This is a genomic window from Vibrio sp. 10N.261.51.A3, assembly GCF_041471965.1.
Lineage (GTDB): Bacteria > Pseudomonadota > Gammaproteobacteria > Enterobacterales > Vibrionaceae > Vibrio > Vibrio crassostreae_C.
Genome location: NZ_JBFRPK010000012.1, coordinates 88,177 through 107,590, shown reverse-complemented (window position 1 = coordinate 107,590; position 19,414 = coordinate 88,177). Strand labels below are relative to the sequence as shown.

The following is a 19,414-nucleotide window of genomic DNA, read 5'->3' as shown; positions in this document are numbered from 1 at the left end:
CAAGATCAACAGTTCAGTGTTGAAGAAGACGGTACGTTAATCTTCACCGATGCAGACCTATTAACAGGCGCTACCGACATTGAAGGTGACAACCTAACGGTTGAAGGTGTGACCTACGATGGCGGTGACGGTATCCTTACTGATAACGGTAATGGTACTTACACATTCGCTCCAAACGAAAACTTCAATGGTGACGTAAACTTCGGCTTCGATGTCTCTGACGGAACCGATACGGTATCAGCAAACATCGACGTGAGCGTAACTGCCGTTGATGATGCGCCAGTGTCTGGCGACCTAGCGTACTCAATCGACGAAGATGGTTCTATCCGTCTAAGTCAAGAGCAGCTTCTATCGCAAGCTTCTGACGTAGAAGGCGATGACCTTACTGCTAGCGGCCTAACGGTTGGTGGAGATGCGACGGTTGTAGCTAATGATGACGGCAGCTTCACCATCACGCCAGATGAGAACTTCAACGGTGACATCGATATCAGTTTCGATATCTCTGATGGCACCAATACCGTTCAAGCATCGGCTGACCTAACGGTTAACCCAGTAAACGACCTACCAGTACCTCAAGATCAACAGTTCAGTATTGCAGAAGACGGTACTTTACAGTTCACAGACGCGGATCTGCTTACAGGCGCGACAGACGTTGAAGGTGATAACCTGACGGTTGAGGGCATCACTTATGAAGGCACTGATGGCGTACTGACTGACTTGGGTGAGGGCTCATACAGCTTTGCTCCAAACGAAAACTTCAATGGTGATGTTAGCTTTAGCTTCGATGTTTCAGACGGAACAGATACGGTGTCTGCAAACATTGATGTAAACGTGACTCCTGAGAACGATCCGCCAGTTGCGGGTTCAACGTCCTACACGGTGAATGAAGACAATTCGATTACCATTTCTGATGCACAACTATTGGCAACATCTTCAGATATTGAAGGTGATGTATCGATAGACAGCGTGACTTACTCTGGTAGTGACGGTGTCCTTGAAATCAATGGTAACGGCACTTACACCTTCTCGCCAAATGAGAACTTCAGCGGTGAAATTGCACTTGATGTGGTTGTTGCTGATGAAGAGGGTGCGACCGATGCAACGACCGCGGGCATCAATGTTCTTGAAGTGAACGATCCGCCGGTTGCTGGCCCAACGTCTTATACCATTGATGAAGATTCAGTGTTGACCTTCAGTGAGTCTCAAGTGTTGCTTAACGCCTCAGATGTAGAAGGGGATGTTGATCTTGTTGGTATTAGCTACGATGGCCCTGAGGGTATCTTCTCAGTAAATGGTGACGGCACTTGCAGCTTCGCTCCAAATGAGAACTTTAATGGCCAAGTTCAGCTTGATGTCACCATTCGTGATGAAGATGGTGCAGAAGTGGAAACCGTCATCAATGTTGACGTATTACCAATCAATGATGCGCCAGTGTCTGGTGATTTGGCTTACAACGTTAACGAAGATGGTTCAATCACACTGAGCCAAGATCAGCTGTTGTCTCAAGCGTCCGATGTAGAAGGCGAAGATCTAACCGCAAGTGACTTAACAGTTGGTGGTGATGCGACGGTTGTAGCTAACGATGACGGCAGTTTCACGATTACGCCAGATGAAAACTTCAACGGTGACATTGATATTCAATTCAACATCACTGACGGTACTGACACGGTTCAAGCAACCGCCGATCTTACTGTTAACCCAGTTAATGACTTGCCGGTTCCTCAAGACCAACAATTCAGTATCGCAGAAGACGGTACGCTTCAATTTACAGACGCCGACTTACTTACCGGTGCCACCGATATTGATGGCGACGACTTAACCGTTGAAGGTATTAGCTATACAGGTGGTGATGGCGTACTGACCGACCACGGTGATGGTACTTATACCTTTGCGCCAAATGAAAACTTCAATGGCGATGTGAACTTCAGTTTCGATGTGTCTGATGGCACAGAAACCGTTAGCGCTAACATTGATGTGAGTGTGACTCCTGAGAACGATCCGCCAGTTGCGGGTTCAACCTCATACATGGTCAATGAAGACAATGCCATCACAATTTCTGATGAACAGTTGCTAGCTAACTCTTCGGATATTGAAGGTGCGGTGTCGGTTGATACTGTGACTTACAGTGGCACTGATGGTGTGTTCCAAGATAACGGCGATGGCAGCTATACCTTCCTTCCTAATGAAAACTTCAGCGGTGATATCAGCCTTGATGTGATTGTTGCAGATGAAGAAGGTGCAATTGATGAAACCACAGCAGGTATTACCGTTCTTGAAGTGAACGATCCACCAGTTGCGGGTCCAACGTCATACACCATTGACGAAGATTCGGTTCTGACGTTCAGTGAATCTCAGATTCTTGTGAATGCTTCGGATATCGAAGGCGATGTAGAACTTGTTGGCATTAACTACGATGGCTCTGACGGTATCTTCACTGTAAATGGTGATGGTACATGCAGCTTTGCACCCAACGAAAACTTCAATGGTCAGGTTCAACTGGGTGTGACCATTCAAGATGAAGATGGCGCAACGGTTGAAACACACATTAACGTTGATGTATTGCCAATCAATGATGCGCCAGTATCGGGCGATTTGGCTTACACCATCAATGAAGATAGCTCCATCACGCTAAGCCAAGAGCAATTGCTAGCAAGAGCAGGTGATATCGATAGCGATAACTTAGAAGCTATCAATCTATCTACTGATGAAAATGCGACCATCCAACACAATGATGATGGCAGCTACACCATCACACCGAACGCAGATTACAACGGTGACCTAGATCTGAACTTCGATATCATCGATAACGATGGTGGTTCAGTTCAAGTTGGCCTAGACATTACCGTGAATCCGGTTAATGACTTGCCACAAGCGCAAGATCAACAGTTCACGATTGAAGAAGACGGTACGTTACTCTTCACCGATGCTGACCTGCTTGTAGGTGCGTCGGATATTGATGGTGATGAACTGTCGATTGAAAACGTACTCTACACAGGTGCAGATGGTGTTCTTAGCGATAATGGCGACGGCACATATAGCTTTGCTCCAAACGAGAACTTCAATGGTGATGTTCAATTCTCATTCGATGTCTCTGACGGTACTGATTCAACATCAGCTGTTATTGATGTCAGCGTAACGCCTGAGAATGATCCACCGGTAGCGGGCTCGACATCTTACACAGTCCAAGAAGATGGCCAAATCACGATCAGTGATGAGCAACTATTGGCAAACTCTTCCGATGTAGAAGGCGATGTTTCACTGTCTGGAGTATCGTACTTCGGTGATGACGGCTCATTTGTTGATAATGGCAATGGTACTTACACCTTTACGCCAAATGAAAACTTCGATGGTGATATTTCACTAGACGTTGTTGTCGTTGACGAAGACGGTGCAACCGCAACCACAACCGCTGGCATCGATGTTATCGCTGTGAATGACGGACCTGAAACTTCGGGCATTCAGGCTGAAGTCGATGAAGATAATTCAATCACCATTACTCAAGAGCAGTTACTCGCTAATGCGACCGATGTTGAAGGTGATGAGTTAACGGCATCTAACCTACAAACCAACGATCCAGATGCGACAATTGTTACTAATGACGATGGTTCATTCACTATTACGCACACAGAAAACTTCAATGGCGAGTTGGACTTCACATACAGCATCAGTGATGGTGAGAATGAAGTTCTGACGACACTCGACTTGACGGTTAACCCTGTCAACGATGCGCCAGAAGCGGGCGATGAAATCTTCATCCAAGCGCAAGAAGACCAAACAGTTGGTGTGACACTTCGTGAAGAACCAGCACTACGTTTAGACCAAGCGCCAGAAAACGGCATCATTGAAGCAAATGTGAATGACGAATGGGTGGTACTGGAAGTAGGACAAGAAGTTCCTGCAGATACCGAAGTGCGCTTTGTTCCAAGTGAAGATGCTCTTGCTGAAGGTACACACACCACACAAATCGGTACGTTTGACGATAACGCGAGTGTGGATGATTGGGGTACAGAAGTTGACCCTTATACGCGTGAGTTCTCAGATGGTGACTTAACGGTAACTGTTCAAAGTAACGATGACCCTCTTGGTGCCTGGAATGGCAACACCCACATTGGTCATGGTATCGGTGATACTGACCGCCAAGGCTTAAGTGGTGATGAGAAACTGACGGTTTCAGTTGAAGGTCAAGACATCAATGAAATCAGTTTCCACCTAGATGGTTTGGGTGGCTGGTTCATGGAAGAGTCTCGTCACTTTACAGAAGTCGAAATCAAAGCGTTCAATGAGGATGGCGACCTAATTGACTCGATGACTTACCACAAAGAAGACCGTGGTACTTTCGAGACAGATTACACGCTAACGGTTGATCAACCAGTGTCCTACTTTGAGCTTGGTACCGTGCAAGGTAATGGTACTTACGTCGTTCAAAACATGACAGTGTCACAAACTTGTCATGATGAAGCGGTGTTTACATCGATTGGTGTAGATGGTTCAGAGATTACTGAAACGGTTGAGTTGAATATCCATGCGGGTGACAACGAAATCGAGTTAACGGCTGATCTTCCGAATATTACTGTCGATACCGATGGTTCTGCCCAGTTTGCTTCGGTTGTGATTACCGAAGAGCAACTACTGGCGCAAGCATCTGATATTGATGGCGACGACCTTGATATTGAAAATCTAGAGCTAGTGGGTGAAAACTCAGAGCATGCAACACTCACCGATAATGGTGATGGCACTTGGACGGTAACACCGGATGAAAACTTCCATGGTGAAATCGAACTTGGTTACCAAGTTACCGATGGTGAGCTGACAGACAGCAATATCATCAATATCAATTTCGAATCAGTAAATGATGCGCCAATCGTTTCTGGCCCGATTGTTCTATCGACAGATGAAGATGAAGGTATCACGTTCAGTGCAGATGACTTGCTAGCGAACACCACAGATGTGGAAGGCGATACGCTGTCTATTTCTGACATCACTTACGGTGGTGATAACGGTGAGCTAGTTGATAACGGCGATGGTACGTTTACCTTCATGCCGAATGAAAACTTCAATGGTGAAATCGACATCGACTACAAGGTGTTTGATGGAACTGATGAAGTTGCAACGCATCTAGACCTAACGGTCGTACCAGTCAATGATGTGCCGGTTCCGGGTGAACCATTGCACACCCAAATGCTTGAAAACGGCTCCATGATCATCGAAGCGAAAGACCTATTGTCTGGTGCGACCGATGTTGATGGCGACATTCTTCATGTCGAAAACCTATTACTTGCAGACCAAACGCAAGGTACGTTAACGGATAACGGTGATAATACCTTTACCTTCGAACCTGCAGAAGACTTCTACGGTGAAGTGAATCTGACTTTCGATATCAGTGATGGCCAAGCAAGTGCACCAAGCACTGCAAGAATTGACGTTGAAATTGTCAATGAAGGCCCTGAGGTGAGTGGTCCAATTGAAGCCACTGTTGATGAAGATGGTTCAATCACTATTACTCAAGAGGATCTGTTAGCGAATGCAACCGATGTAGATGGCGATAACCTTGAAGCGGTTAACTTTGCGACCAACGATCCAAATGCTGTTGTTGTAGAAAACCCAGACGGTAGCTTCACGATTACACCAAGTGCAGATTTCTTTGGTGAGATTGAATTTACTTACGATGTCACTGACGCAATCGAAACTGTTGCCGCTGACCTCAACCTAACCGTAAATCCAATCAATGATGCCCCAGACGTGCCTGACATGTCTTTCGCTACGGAAGATGGTCAAGCGATTACTATTACCGAAGCTGAATTACTGGCACAAGCGACAGACGTTGAAGGTGATGAACTGTCAGTTGTGAATGTAACGAGCGCAAGCGACACGGTAGAAGTCACAGACAATGGTGACGGAACATACACATTAACACCAGAGCAAGGCTTCTTCGGTAATGTTGACTTAGCGTTTGATGTGAGCGATGGCACTGATGTGGTTGCCGCAAACATCGACCTAAAAGTTGAGTTCGTCAACGATGCGCCAGAAGCGACACCGATGGTGGCAGATGTCGACGAAGATGGTTCAATCCTCGTTACACAAGAAATGCTGTTGGAGAACGCGAGCGACCAAGATGGCGATGAGCTATTTGCTTCTTCGCTTGAAACCAATGATCCGAACGCCAGCATTGTAGACAATGGTGATGGCACGTACACAGTGACACCTTCTGAAAACTTCAACGGTGATATTGCATTCACTTATGAGGTGAGCGATGGTGAGCTGAGCACGTCTAATGATATGACATTGACCGTGAATCCGGTGAATGACATTCCAATTGTTGCCCCAGGCATGTACCACATCGAAGAGGATGGCAGCATCCTGTTCACTCAAGAAGATCTGTTGAGTGGTGCGATTGATATTGATGGCGACGACCTAAGCGTTACTAGCATCAATTACTCTGGCGATGAAGGCACAGTCACCGACAATGGTGACGGCACGTTCAGCTTCGTTCCTGAAGAGCACTTCAGTGGTGATCTGCAGTTCAGCTTTACGGTAACAGACGGTACGGATGAGGTTGAACAAGACCTTAACGTTCATATTGAAGCAGTCGCGGATGCGCCGGATCTTGTGATAACCGATGGCGACGGCGTTAACGTTGATGACCAAGCTATTTTGGTTGAGCCAGGCGGCATTGTTGAACTGAACATTGCGGCGGCACTTGTCGACCAAGACTTGTCTGAAACACTCACTGTTACAGTAGATGGTGTGCCAGAAGGTTCGGTTATTCAATACGATAACGAAGGCGTTCTGAATGACCAAGAGAACGGTATCACCAGTTACAACGACACTGAAATCACAGTAACGTTTGAAGGTGAGACGGCTGGCTACCAAAACGCTGCGGGTTACTACAAAGTAGACGAAGACGGCAACATCACAGGTGTTGAAGTTGTTTACGAAAACGCATCACAAGTTGGTGGTGGCGGCGACCTTGTTCCAGGGCAAGATCAATTCAGCTTCCAAGTCGAGGAAGGCGAAAGCTTTAACCTGTTCTTAATTCCAAACGGACATCAGCACAACGACTTTGATGCGATGCAAGACGGTCAGTACGAGTTCCGTGCTGAGGATGGTTCGCCTGCGAACATGGATACGGTTGATCCTCAACTTGTCTTTGTGGCTGCTGATGGAACCGAGACAGTGATTCAAGGCCAGAATGGTGACGCGATCTTCCATGGTGGTTCAAGCTCTCAGCTAAACCAAGATGGTATCGAACATACTCGCACGACGGTTAATGAAGACGGCGAGCTGGTTTACGGCTTTGAAGATTTGTATGGCGGCGGTGATGCTGACTACACAGATTTCAACTTCACAATCGATGTGGGTGAAGTGAACAGCCAAATCTACAGCGGTGAAGTAACGGTTGGCCCTGATGGTACGGTGAACTTACCGACAACGGCTATCGAAAATTCACTACAAATCCAGTTACCAGAAGACTTCAACGAACAGTTTGAAGTTCATGTAACGGCAACCGCAACAGAGCTATCGAATGATGATTCTGAAACGGTCTCTCAAACCATCTACATTAACGCGACAGGCGCGCACATTGAGCACGCACCTGAAGCGCTGCCTGTTGCAGCAACAGTAGAAGAAGATGGTTCTATCACCATTACGCAAGAAGACTTGTTAGCTAATGCTCGAGATCTCGATGGCGACCATCTGACGGCTCTGAATTTAGCGACCGATGATGAGAGCGTTACGATTACCGATAACGGTGATGGTACGTACACATTAACGCCAGATGCTGATTTCAATGGCGATGTTAGCTTTACGTTTGATGTGTCTGATGGTGATGATGTTGTCTCTACCAACCTAGAGCTAACAGTTTCACCAGTGAACGATGGTCCAGAAGCACAAGACCAGGCATTCACAGTCGGCGAAGATGGCGTGTTAACCTTCAATGACCAAGACCTATTAACAGGTGCGACGGACATTGAAGGGGACGACCTAAGTGTTGAAGGTGTAACTTACACTGGCGCAGATGGTGTCCTAACCGACAATGGCGATGGCACATACAGCTTCGCGCCAAACGAAAACTTCAATGGCGATGTCAACTTCTCGTTCAATGTATCAGATGGAACCGATACGGTAACCGCTAACATTGATGTGAGCGTGACGCCAGAGAATGATCCTCCGGTTGCGGGTAGTACGTCTTACACGGTTCATGAAGACAACTCTATTACAATCAGTAACGAACAACTGCTAGCGAACTCTTCGGATATCGAAGGCGAAGTCGCAATTGATAACGTGACTTACAGTGGTAGCGACGGTGTTCTGGAAATCAACGGTGACGGTACATACACCTTCTCGCCAAACGAGAACTTTAATGGCGAAGTTAGCCTAGATGTTGTCGTGACGGATGAAGATGGCGCGACCGAAGCAACAACTGCGGGTATTACTGTCCTTGAGGTGAACGATCCGCCAGTTGCTGGCCCAACGTCATACACCATCGATGAAGATTCAGTACTGACTTTCAATGAGTCTCAAGTTCTGCTGAACGCTTCTGATATTGAAGGTGATGTTGAGCTTGTTGAGATCAACTACGATGGCCCAGACGGTATCTTCTCAATCAATGGTGACGGTACATGTAGCTTCGCTCCGAATGAAAACTTCAACGGCCAAGTGCAGTTGGATGTGACCATTCAAGATGAAGACGGCGCTCAAGTTGATACGTTTATTACGGTTGATGTATTACCAATCAACGACGTGCCAGTATCAGGCGACCTGGCATACAGTGTTGAGGAAGACGGTTCGATTACCTTGAGCCAAGAGCAGCTTCTGTCTCAAGCAAGCGATGTAGACGGAGACGACCTGACTGCTTCTAACTTGATTGTTGATGGAGACGCGACGGTTGTTGCTAACGATGACGGCAGCTTTACCATTACGCCAGATGCGAACTTCAATGGTGACATTGACCTAACGTTCGACATTAGCGACGGTACAGACACGCTCGTTGCGACGGCTGACCTAACCGTTAACCCAGTCAATGACCTTCCACAACCACAAGATCAAACGTTCAGCATTGGCGAAGACGGCATCTTGAACTTCACAGATGAAGACTTGCTAACAGGTGCTACCGATATCGATGGGGATGACCTATCGGTTGAAGGCGTGACTTACACAGGTGCCGACGGTGTTCTTACTGACAATGGCGACGGAAGCTACAGCTTTGCGCCAAACGAGAACTTCAATGGTGATGTGAACTTCAGTTTTGATGTGTCAGATGGCACGGATACGGTTCAAGCCAACATTGATGTCAGCGTGACACCAGAGAACGATCCACCGGTTGCAGGTAGCACGTCTTACACCGTTCATGAAGACAACTCAATTACCATCAGCGACGAACAGTTACTTGCTAACTCTTCTGACATTGAAGGTGATGTGGCAGTCGATAGCGTGACTTACACTGGCGCTGACGGTGTCTTTGAAGACAACGGTGACGGTACTTACACCTTCTCACCAAACGAAAACTTCAACGGCGAAGTTAGCCTTGATGTTGTCGTAACTGATGAAGAGGGCGCAACTGAAGCGACCACCGCGGGTATTACTGTACTTGAGGTGAACGATCCACCAATCGCAGGCTCAACCAGCTACTCAGTCAACGAGGACGAAGTTATCACCATCAGTTCAGAGCAACTGTTGGCAAACGCTTCTGATATCGAAGGTGAAGTGGCGATTGATAGCGTTAACTACACAGGTTCAGACGGTATCTTTACCGACAATGGTGACGGAACATTCAGCTTCGCACCTAACGCTAACTTCGATGGCGACGTAAGCCTTGATGTTGTCGTTACTGATGAAGAAGGCGCAACCGTAGCGACCAACGCAAGCATTGATGTTCTGCCTGTTAACGATGCTCCGGTATCGGGCGACTTGGCGTACAGCGTGGACGAAGATGGCTCAATTACCTTGAGCCAAGAGCAATTACTTGCTCAAGCGAGTGATGTTGATGGCGATGACTTAACAGCGGCTAACCTAACCGTTGGTGGTGATGCGACAGTTACAGCAAACGATGATGGTAGTTTCACTATCACGCCAGATGCTAACTTCAATGGCGACATTGATTTGAACTTCGACATTACCGATGGCGATGCGACGCTTCAAGCAACGGCTGATCTTACCGTTAACCCTGTCAATGACTTGCCAACAGTCGGTGAGCCACAGTTTGTGACTCAAGAAGACACCAGCTTTACCTTTACAGAAGAGCAACTGCTGCAAAATGCGGGCGACATTGATGGCGATAACCTATCGGTTGAAAATGTGGCTTCAGATAGCGGTACTTTGGTTGATAACGGCGACGGTACTTACACATTCGCACCGAATGAAAACTTCGACGGCAATGTGAACGTGACGTTCGACGTGAATGACGGTACAGCGACAGTACCAGCAGAAGCGACGATTGATGTTCAATCTGTGGTTGATATGCCAGAGCTGTCGATTGCTTCTGACCTAGTGATTGCTTCTGACAACTTCGAGTCTGGCTCAAACGGCTGGAATACCGGTACTGAAAGCTCACAAGGCTTCGAATCAGGTGACATGCTAGGTCGTATTGGTGGCACTGGTGGCGATGAAGCTGTCAGCAAAACTTACGACATTCCAAGTGATGTGAGCGAAGTTAATATCTCGTTCAGTTTCTACGAAATTGATTCTTGGGATGGTGAGTCATTCCAAATCTTTGTCGGCGGCGAAGAGCTTACTTCGTTAGATAACTCGGCGTTCCAAACTCAAGATGGCACTACAACGTTGTACGATTCAGCGGGCAATGAAGTCGGTGAAGTTGTTCACGGCGTGTCGCAAGGTGAAGGCTTCAGTGGTTGGAACGACCAAGCACATCAAATCAACCTAACGGTACCCGTTGAAGACGGCCAACTTGAGTTAGGCTTCGGTTCAACCTTGAACCAAGGTGTGAGTGACGAGGCGTTTGGTATCGACAACATCGAAATCACAGTGTCTGACGCGGATTACCAAATCATTGGTACTGAAGACACACCTGTACCACTTGATATTGATGCAGCTCTAACAGATACCGATGGCTCAGAAAACCTTGCTATCTTGATTGAAGACGTGCCAGAAGGCAGCTCGCTTTCTGCAGGTACCGATAACGGTGATGGCACTTGGTCATTGCAACCAGGCGAGCTAGAAGGGCTAGAGTTTATCCCTTCAGGTGACTTCAATGGTGATGTGGTTCTAACTGTGAATGCAACATCAACAGATGTTGATACCGGTACAACCGCAACAGCTACGCAAGACGTGACGATTCACATCTCACCTGCGAACGATGCTCCAGAAGTTGACGGTGATATTAGTGCCGTTACAGCCGAAGATAACAGCATCACGCTAACTCAAGAGCAGTTGCTAGAGCACGCTGTCGACATTGATGGTGATGACCTATCAGCAATCAACCTAACCACCAATGATGAAAATGCGACCGTTCAAATGAACGACGATGGCAGTTTCACCATTACACCGAGTGAAAACTTCAACGGTAATATCGAATTTAGTTACGATGTAACTGATGGGGAAGACATGGTCGCTGCTGGCCTAGACTTGACGGTAACACCTGTCAATGATGCGCCAGAGCCACAAGATCAAGCATTCACTATTGGTGAAGATGGGGTTCTTAACTTCTCTGACGCTGACCTGTTAACGGGTGCAACGGATGTTGAAGGTGATGACTTAACGGTAGAAGGTGTGACATACACAGGTGCTGATGGCGTTCTTACTGATAATGGCGACGGAAGCTACAGCTTTGCGCCAAACGAGAACTTCAATGGTGATGTGAACTTCAGCTTTGATGTGTCAGATGGCACGGATACGGTTCAAGCCAACATTGATGTGAGCGTGACGCCTGAGAACGATCCACCAGTGGCGGGTAGCACGTCTTACACTGTGCATGAAGACAACTCAATCACGATCAGTAACGAACAGCTATTAGCCAACTCTTCAGATATTGAAGGTGAGGTTGCGATTGATAGCGTGACTTACACTGGCAGTGACGGTGTGTTCGAAGACAACGGTGACGGCACTTACACCTTCTCGCCAAACGAGAACTTCAATGGTGATGTGAGCTTAGCGGTTGTTGTTACCGATGAAGAAGGGGCAACAGAAGCGACCACCGCGGGAATCACCGTACTTGAGGTGAACGATCCGCCAATCGCAGGCTCAACCAGCTACTCAGTCAACGAAGATGAAGTTATCACCATCAGTGCAGAGCAACTGTTGGCGAACTCTTCTGATATTGAAGGTGAAGTGGCGATTGATAGTGTTACTTACACAGGCGCAGACGGTATCTTTACTGACAACGGCAACGGCACATTCAGCTTTGCACCGAACGCAAACTTCGATGGCGATGTTAGCCTCGATGTAGTGGTGACAGATGAAGACGGTGCGACAGTAGCCACCAGCGCAAGTATTGATGTTCTTCCAATTAATGATCCACCAGTATCGGGTGACTTGGCATACAGCATTGATGAAGATGGTTCGATTACTCTGACTCAAGAGCAGTTGCTGTCTCAAGCATCTGATGTGGATGGCGATGATCTGACCGCAAGCAACTTAAGCGCAGGCGATAATGCAACCGTTGTTGATAATGGCGATGGCACCTTTACGGTAACGCCAGATGCGAACTTCAATGGCGATATCGACCTAAGCTTTGATATTTCGGACGGCACCGAGTCGATTGTGGCGAACGCCGATCTGACGGTAAACCCAGTCAACGACTTGCCAACGACATCTGATGTTTATGCGAACGTTGATGAAGATAATGTCATCACTATCACGCAGGAGCAGTTACTTGCGAATGCCGCTGATATTGAGGGCGATGACCTTGTCGCTTCCGACTTAACCTTAGTGGGCGACGATGCAACGATTGTCGACAATGGCGATGGCACGTTCTCAATCACTCCAAGCGAAAACTTCAATGGCTACATCGATGTTGCCTACAGCATCAGCGATGGCGACACACCAATTGCCGCTAACTTAGGCTTAACCGTTGACCCAGTTAACGACGCGCCAATTGTTTCTGCTGATGTGGCGATAACCATTGAAGAAGACGGTTCATACACCATTACTCAAGAAGAGCTCCTACAATTCGCGACTGACATCGAAGACGATGACATGACCGCAATTATCGGAGAGCAGGGCGATGAAACAACCGTAACCGGTACAGTGTTGGATGCTGAAACTGGCAATCCAATCGCAGGTGCGGATGTTACGCTAACCGACAACGCAGGTCATTCTTACACAGCGGAGACGGATCAATCTGGTAACTACTCTGTGAGCGGTCCAGTTGTTGACCAAGGTACCGTTACGATTGAACAAGAAGGCTCAATTACTAGCAGCTTCCTAGTTCCAGCAGGCGAAGATACCAATGGTGGCGTGACTGCAATATCTGAAGTCCTTGAAGAAACAGATATGCGTATCGTGGTCACATGGGGTGACAGTCCACGTGATATGGACAACCACCTATGGCTCTACGATACAGAGAATGGCAGTGAGCTAGACCATATTTACTATCGCGACATGAGCCATGATCTTGGTGAAGGTAACGTTGTTCAGCAAGATGTAGATGACACGAATGGCGGTGGTCCTGAAACCATCACTATTCCAAATTATCAAGATGCTGACATGCACTATTCAGTACACAACTACACCAGCAGAAGTTGGGATGTAGATGGTGTTGAAGATGTACAGGTTCAGGTATTTGTTGGCGATACATTGGTTGAAACCTTTAGCCCTGATTTATCTGAAAGCCCATCGGGTGACCACTGGCATGTATTTGATATCGTGAACGGCGTTATTGTTCCAAGCCAAGATGTAGGCAGCGAGAATGCGTTTGATTTACCAACGGCAGAAGAAGCGCTCGCGAATGAAAACGGCATTGATATCTCTGAATTGCTAACCGGCGAGGAAGGTGATGATTCTGGTGAAACGGGTGGTAACGAACCAAGTGTTGGAGATGTTTCCATTGAGAACGCTCTTATCACTGACAATGGTGATGGTACTTACACCATTACACCGGAAGAGAACTTCAATGGTGAATTCTCGATTAGCTACAACGTAGACGATGGCAACGGTGGGGTTACTCCAGCGGAACTAGACGTGACTGTAACAGCAGTTAACGACCTTTCTGTAATTTACGACCACGACTACACCATTAATGAAGATGGTTCGCTGACCTTTACCGATGAACAGCTACTGACTGGTGCAACGGATATTGACGGCGATGATCTTTCTGTCGAGTCGGTTAACTACGAAGGTACAGACGGTGTGTTCACGGATAACGGCGACGGTACTTATACCTTTGCTCCAAACGAGAACTTCAATGGTAATGTCGACCTAACTTACGATGTGAGTGATGGTACAGATGTTGTATCGGCGAATATTGATGTTCAAGTGGTTCCAATCAACGACGTACCGGTAGCGGGTTCTACGACTTACAGTGTTGAAGAAGACGGCAGTATCACCCTAAGCGATGCACAACTTCTAGCGAATAGCTCGGATGTTGAAGGGGAAGTGTTTGTCAGCGATGTAAGCTACAGCGGCACTGATGGTGTATTCACTGATAATGGTGATGGTACTTACACCTTTGCTCCAAACGAAAACTTTAACGGTGACATCAGTCTTGATGTCTCTGTTATGGATGAAGATGGCGCAACCGCTGAAACAACCGCAGGTATCGACGTCATTGCCGTTAATGACTTGCCAGTTGCAGGTTCAACGACCTACAGCGTTGACGAAGATAACGTGATTACCATCTCTGAAGCACAGCTTCTTGCGAACAGCTCAGACATTGAAGGTGATGTATCCGTTAGCGACGTTTCCTACTCAGGCGCAGACGGTATCTTTACTGACAATGGTGATGGTACTTACAGCTTCGCACCAAATGAAAACTTCAACGGCAATGTCAGCCTAGATGTCACCGTTGCTGATGAAGAGGGTGCAACGGCTGAAACCACTGCGGGTATTGAAGTTATCGCGGTTAACGACGCGCCAGTGTCAGGTGACTTGGCTTACTCAGTGGATGAAGATGGTTCAATCACATTAAGCCAAGAGCAGCTGCTTGCTCAAGCATCGGATGTGGACGGCGATGATCTTACCGCTGCCAACCTAACCGCCGGTGATAACGCGACCGTTACGGCAAACGATGATGGTTCATTTACCATTACCCCGGATGCTGACTTTAATGGCGATATTGACCTAAGCTTCGACCTTTCTGATGGTACTGAAACGGTTGTTGCAACGGCTGACCTTACTGTGAATCCAGTGAATGACATCGCAGTTGTAGAAGATGTCGCTTACACCATTGAAGAAGACGGTTCGCTTACCTTTACGGACGAGCAACTGCTAGCAGGTGCTTCTGATATTGATGGTGATGAGCTTTCAGTTGCCGACGTGTCTTACACTAGCGCAGAGGGTGTGTTTACCGACAATGGCGATGGAACCTACACCTTTGCACCGAACGAGAACTTCAACGGTGACGTAAGCCTAGACTTCACAGTGACTGATGGCACAGAGACAGTCGATGCCAACATTGATGTGACAGTCACGGATGTTAATGATGCGCCGGTTGCGGGTTCTACGTCTTACCAAATGAACGAAGATGGCACCATCACATTGAGCCCTGAGCAGTTGATTGCTAACAGCTCTGACGTTGATGGTGAAGTGTCGCTTGATAGTGTGAGCTACTCAGGTGCAGACGGTATCTTGGTTCACAATGAAGATGGCTCGGTAACGTTCGCACCAAACGAAAACTTTAACGGCGACATCAACCTTGATGTGACGGTTATTGATGACGACGGTGCAACGGCTCAGACTACCGCTGGTATTGAAGTCATTGCTGTTAATGACGCACCAGTATCGGGTGACTTGGCTTACTCAGTGGATGAAGATGGTTCAATCACGCTAAGCCAAGAGCAGCTACTTGCTCAAGCATCCGATGTGGACGGTGATGATCTTACCGCTGCGAACCTAACCGCAGGTGACAATGCAACCGTAACAGCGAACGAAGATGGTTCATTTACTATCATGCCGGAAGCTGACTTCAACGGCGACATAGACCTAAGCTTCGATGTGTCAGATGGCCTTGAAACTGTTCAAGCTGGCGTCGACCTAACCGTTAACCCAGTCAATGACCTACCGACAGCCGCAGACCAAAACTTTACTGTTGAGGAAGATGGAACGCTAATCTTCACGGATGCAGACCTACTAGCAGGTGCTGCAGACATTGACGGCGATGACTTGTCTATCACTGATGTGTCTTACACGGGCGCAGAGGGTGTGTTCACTGACAATGGTGACGGCACTTATAGCTTTGCTCCGAACGAGAACTTCAATGGCGATGTAAACCTTGGCTTCACAGTGACTGATGGCACTGAGACAGTCGATGCGAATATTGGTGTGACGGTAACGGATGTTAACGATGCGCCGGTAGCGGGTTCTACGTCTTACCAAATGAACGAAGATGGCACCATCACAATCAGCCCTGAGCAGTTAATTGCTAATAGCTCTGACGTTGATGGCGAAGTGTCGCTTGAAAGCGTGACTTACACTGGCTCTGACGGCACCTTGGTTCAAAACGATAATGGGTCTGTGACCTTCACGCCAAACGAGAACTTTAATGGTGATATCAGCCTAGATGTGGTTGTGACCGATGATGACGGTGCAACTGCAACAACAACGGCAGGAATCGAAGTTCTGGCTGTGAACGATGGACCTGAATCTGAGGATGTGAAACTAACCACAGCCGAAGACAGCACCATTCTTATCACACAAGACATGTTGTTAGCTCAAGCTACCGACATCGATAACACCGCAGACGAGCTGTCGGCTTCTGGTCTACAAATCGACCCTAGCTTAGGTGAGTTGCTAGACAACGAAGATGGTACTTGGTCATTTACGCCAAACGAAAACTTCAATGGCGATGTGCCAATGACGTTTAACGTTAGCGATGGCCAAGAGACAATTTCAGTCGACGGCAACATCGATGTTACGCCAGTCAATGATGCACCTGAAGCGCCAATGATTGAGATGCAAGGCGAAGAAGATGTGGTCATGGTGATTGACCCAGCTTACATCGCGGGTCAAGTAACAGACCTTGATGGCGACGAGATCAGCATTGAGAGCATCACAGTACGAGCTCCAGCGAACGCGACCTTAACTCAGCAACCAGACGGCATGTATCACTTAGTGACTACGCAAGACTTCAATGGCTTGGTAGAACTGGGTTATCAAGCGACTGACGGCGAAGAAGTGGTTGATGGCACGCTGAATGTGGATGTCATTCCGGTTAACGACGCACCATTCAATGTCGGCAACGCAATGATGACCACAGACGAAGATGGCGCGTTCACCTTCGATGCTGGCGACTTGATGAACTTGTTCGGTGACATTGATACCGCTGACCTTGTTGTTTCTCGCATTATCACCGCAGACGGTGAAGATGGCGGAGAAGTAACAGACAACGGTGATGGTACGTGGACATTCACACCAACAGGCGACTTTGCGGGTGTTTCTGACCTACAAGTTGTCGTGAGTGACGGTGAGTTTGAAACCGTTCTCGATGTTCCTGTGTTCGTACGTCCTGTCGCAGATGGCGCGGTTATTTCAACTGACCATGACGGTCCATTGGTGTTCGGTGAGGATGAAACCGGTCACTTAGGACTGAATGTTGGCCTAGTCGATGATTCAGAAACACTAAGTAATTTAGTGATGACAGGTTTCCCTGTTGGATTCGAGGTAACAGATGGTGTGAATACCGTGATGATCACCGAGCCGGGTCAATACATCGACCTGTTCGATTGGGATATCTCAAACATTCAAATGACGCCTCCTGAAGACTTCCATGGTGAGTTCTTCGTAACCGTAAGCGCAACAACGGTTGATTACGGAGATGAGCCGGAAGCGTTTGAAGATGGCATCGATTCTGGTGATTTCGAAACCGTAGCGGGTGATTCCATCATCCTAACGGCGGACGACCTAATCGGATTGGCTGAGAATGTGGATGCAGACAGCGATGATGAAGTGAAACTGGTTCATCTTGCCGACCGCAGCCAAGGTGAGATTGTCGATAATGGCGATGGCACTTGGACGTTCACACCAGCACCAGGCTTTACGGGCGAAGCAGACATTGCGTACGTAGTTGATAAAGATGGCGTGCTTCATGATGAGCAAACTGGCGTAGTCGTGAAAGAAGGCGACTCGCAAGACAATGCAGCACCAGAAGTTAACAGTATCACAACGACGGAAATCGCAGCGGATGCCACTTTATCGTTCACTGATGAAGACATGTTAGCGAACCTGAGCGATGCAGAAGGCGATAGCTTGAGCATTGAATCAGTAAGCTTGATGGAAGGTCAGGGCGTAATAGAGAGCGATAACCAAGGTAACTATCAATTCACTCCTGCTGAAGACTACACCGGCGATGTTCAAGTTGGGTTTATAGCGACCGATGGCGAAAATCGCATCGAAAGCTTCTTCAATGTGGATATCCAAGGTGGTGATGAAGCAGCGGCGAGTGAAGGTTATGCCTTAGCTGATGATGGTTCACTAACTATCACCGAGTCACAGCTGGTGGATGAGTTGGGCGTGAGTGATTCTGCACAAGTTGTTGATGTTGCAGACGCGAACGATGCTGGCTTCTTTGCCGAATCAGGTGAAGGTGAGTGGACTTACTGGCCGAACGAAGACTTCGATGGCAACTTAGCGATGAATGTTGAAGTTAACGACGGCGGTGAAGTATCAAGTCATAGCTTAAGCATTCAAGTTGAAGATGATTCAGTACAAAGTGATGAACCACAAGTCCAAGCTGCTCAAGCAACAGAAGAGCAACAAGTTGAAGTGGCTCAACAAGCTGATGACCAAGCTCAAGATGCTGAAACTGAAGACAGTACAGCAGATGTAACCGCGGCACCGGGTGATACCATCTCTATCTCGATTCCAGATGAGGTAAGTGGTAACGAATCGGTTGATTACGCTGATATGTCTGGTCTACCTGAGGGCGCTACTGTGAGCAACGCACTGGATAACGGTGATGGTAGCTTCACAATCAGTGGCAACCTAGAGCAGCCTGTATCCGTTGAACTTCCAGAAGGTTACGAAGGGACTAGCGAGATCCAATTCCAAGGTTACGACGAATTGGGTAGTTCAATAGACGGTGCTAGCGGTTCTGTTGAAGTTGAGGTCGATGATCAATACACCATGCAAGGTTCTACTCAAGAGCAGCAACCAGACATGGCGGGTATGGAATCTGGAGGCAGCGACTGGACAAGTTCAGGTGGTCAAGATCAAGGTGTTGACTTCACGGATGACTCTGGAAGCTTTGATTCAGATTCTCAAACTGGAACCGATCAAGGCAACGACTTCGACCAAAGCTCGATTTAAT

The 19,414-nt window shown here is 47.6% G+C and carries 1 protein-coding gene; it reads left to right on the top strand.

Features of this window, described 5'->3' with window-relative positions:
* Positions 1-19,413 (top strand): tandem-95 repeat protein (locus tag AB4371_RS04050; protein ID WP_372149055.1); only part of this gene is annotated, 19,413 nt, incomplete at its 5' end.
* Position 19,414: the final 1 nt, after the last annotated feature.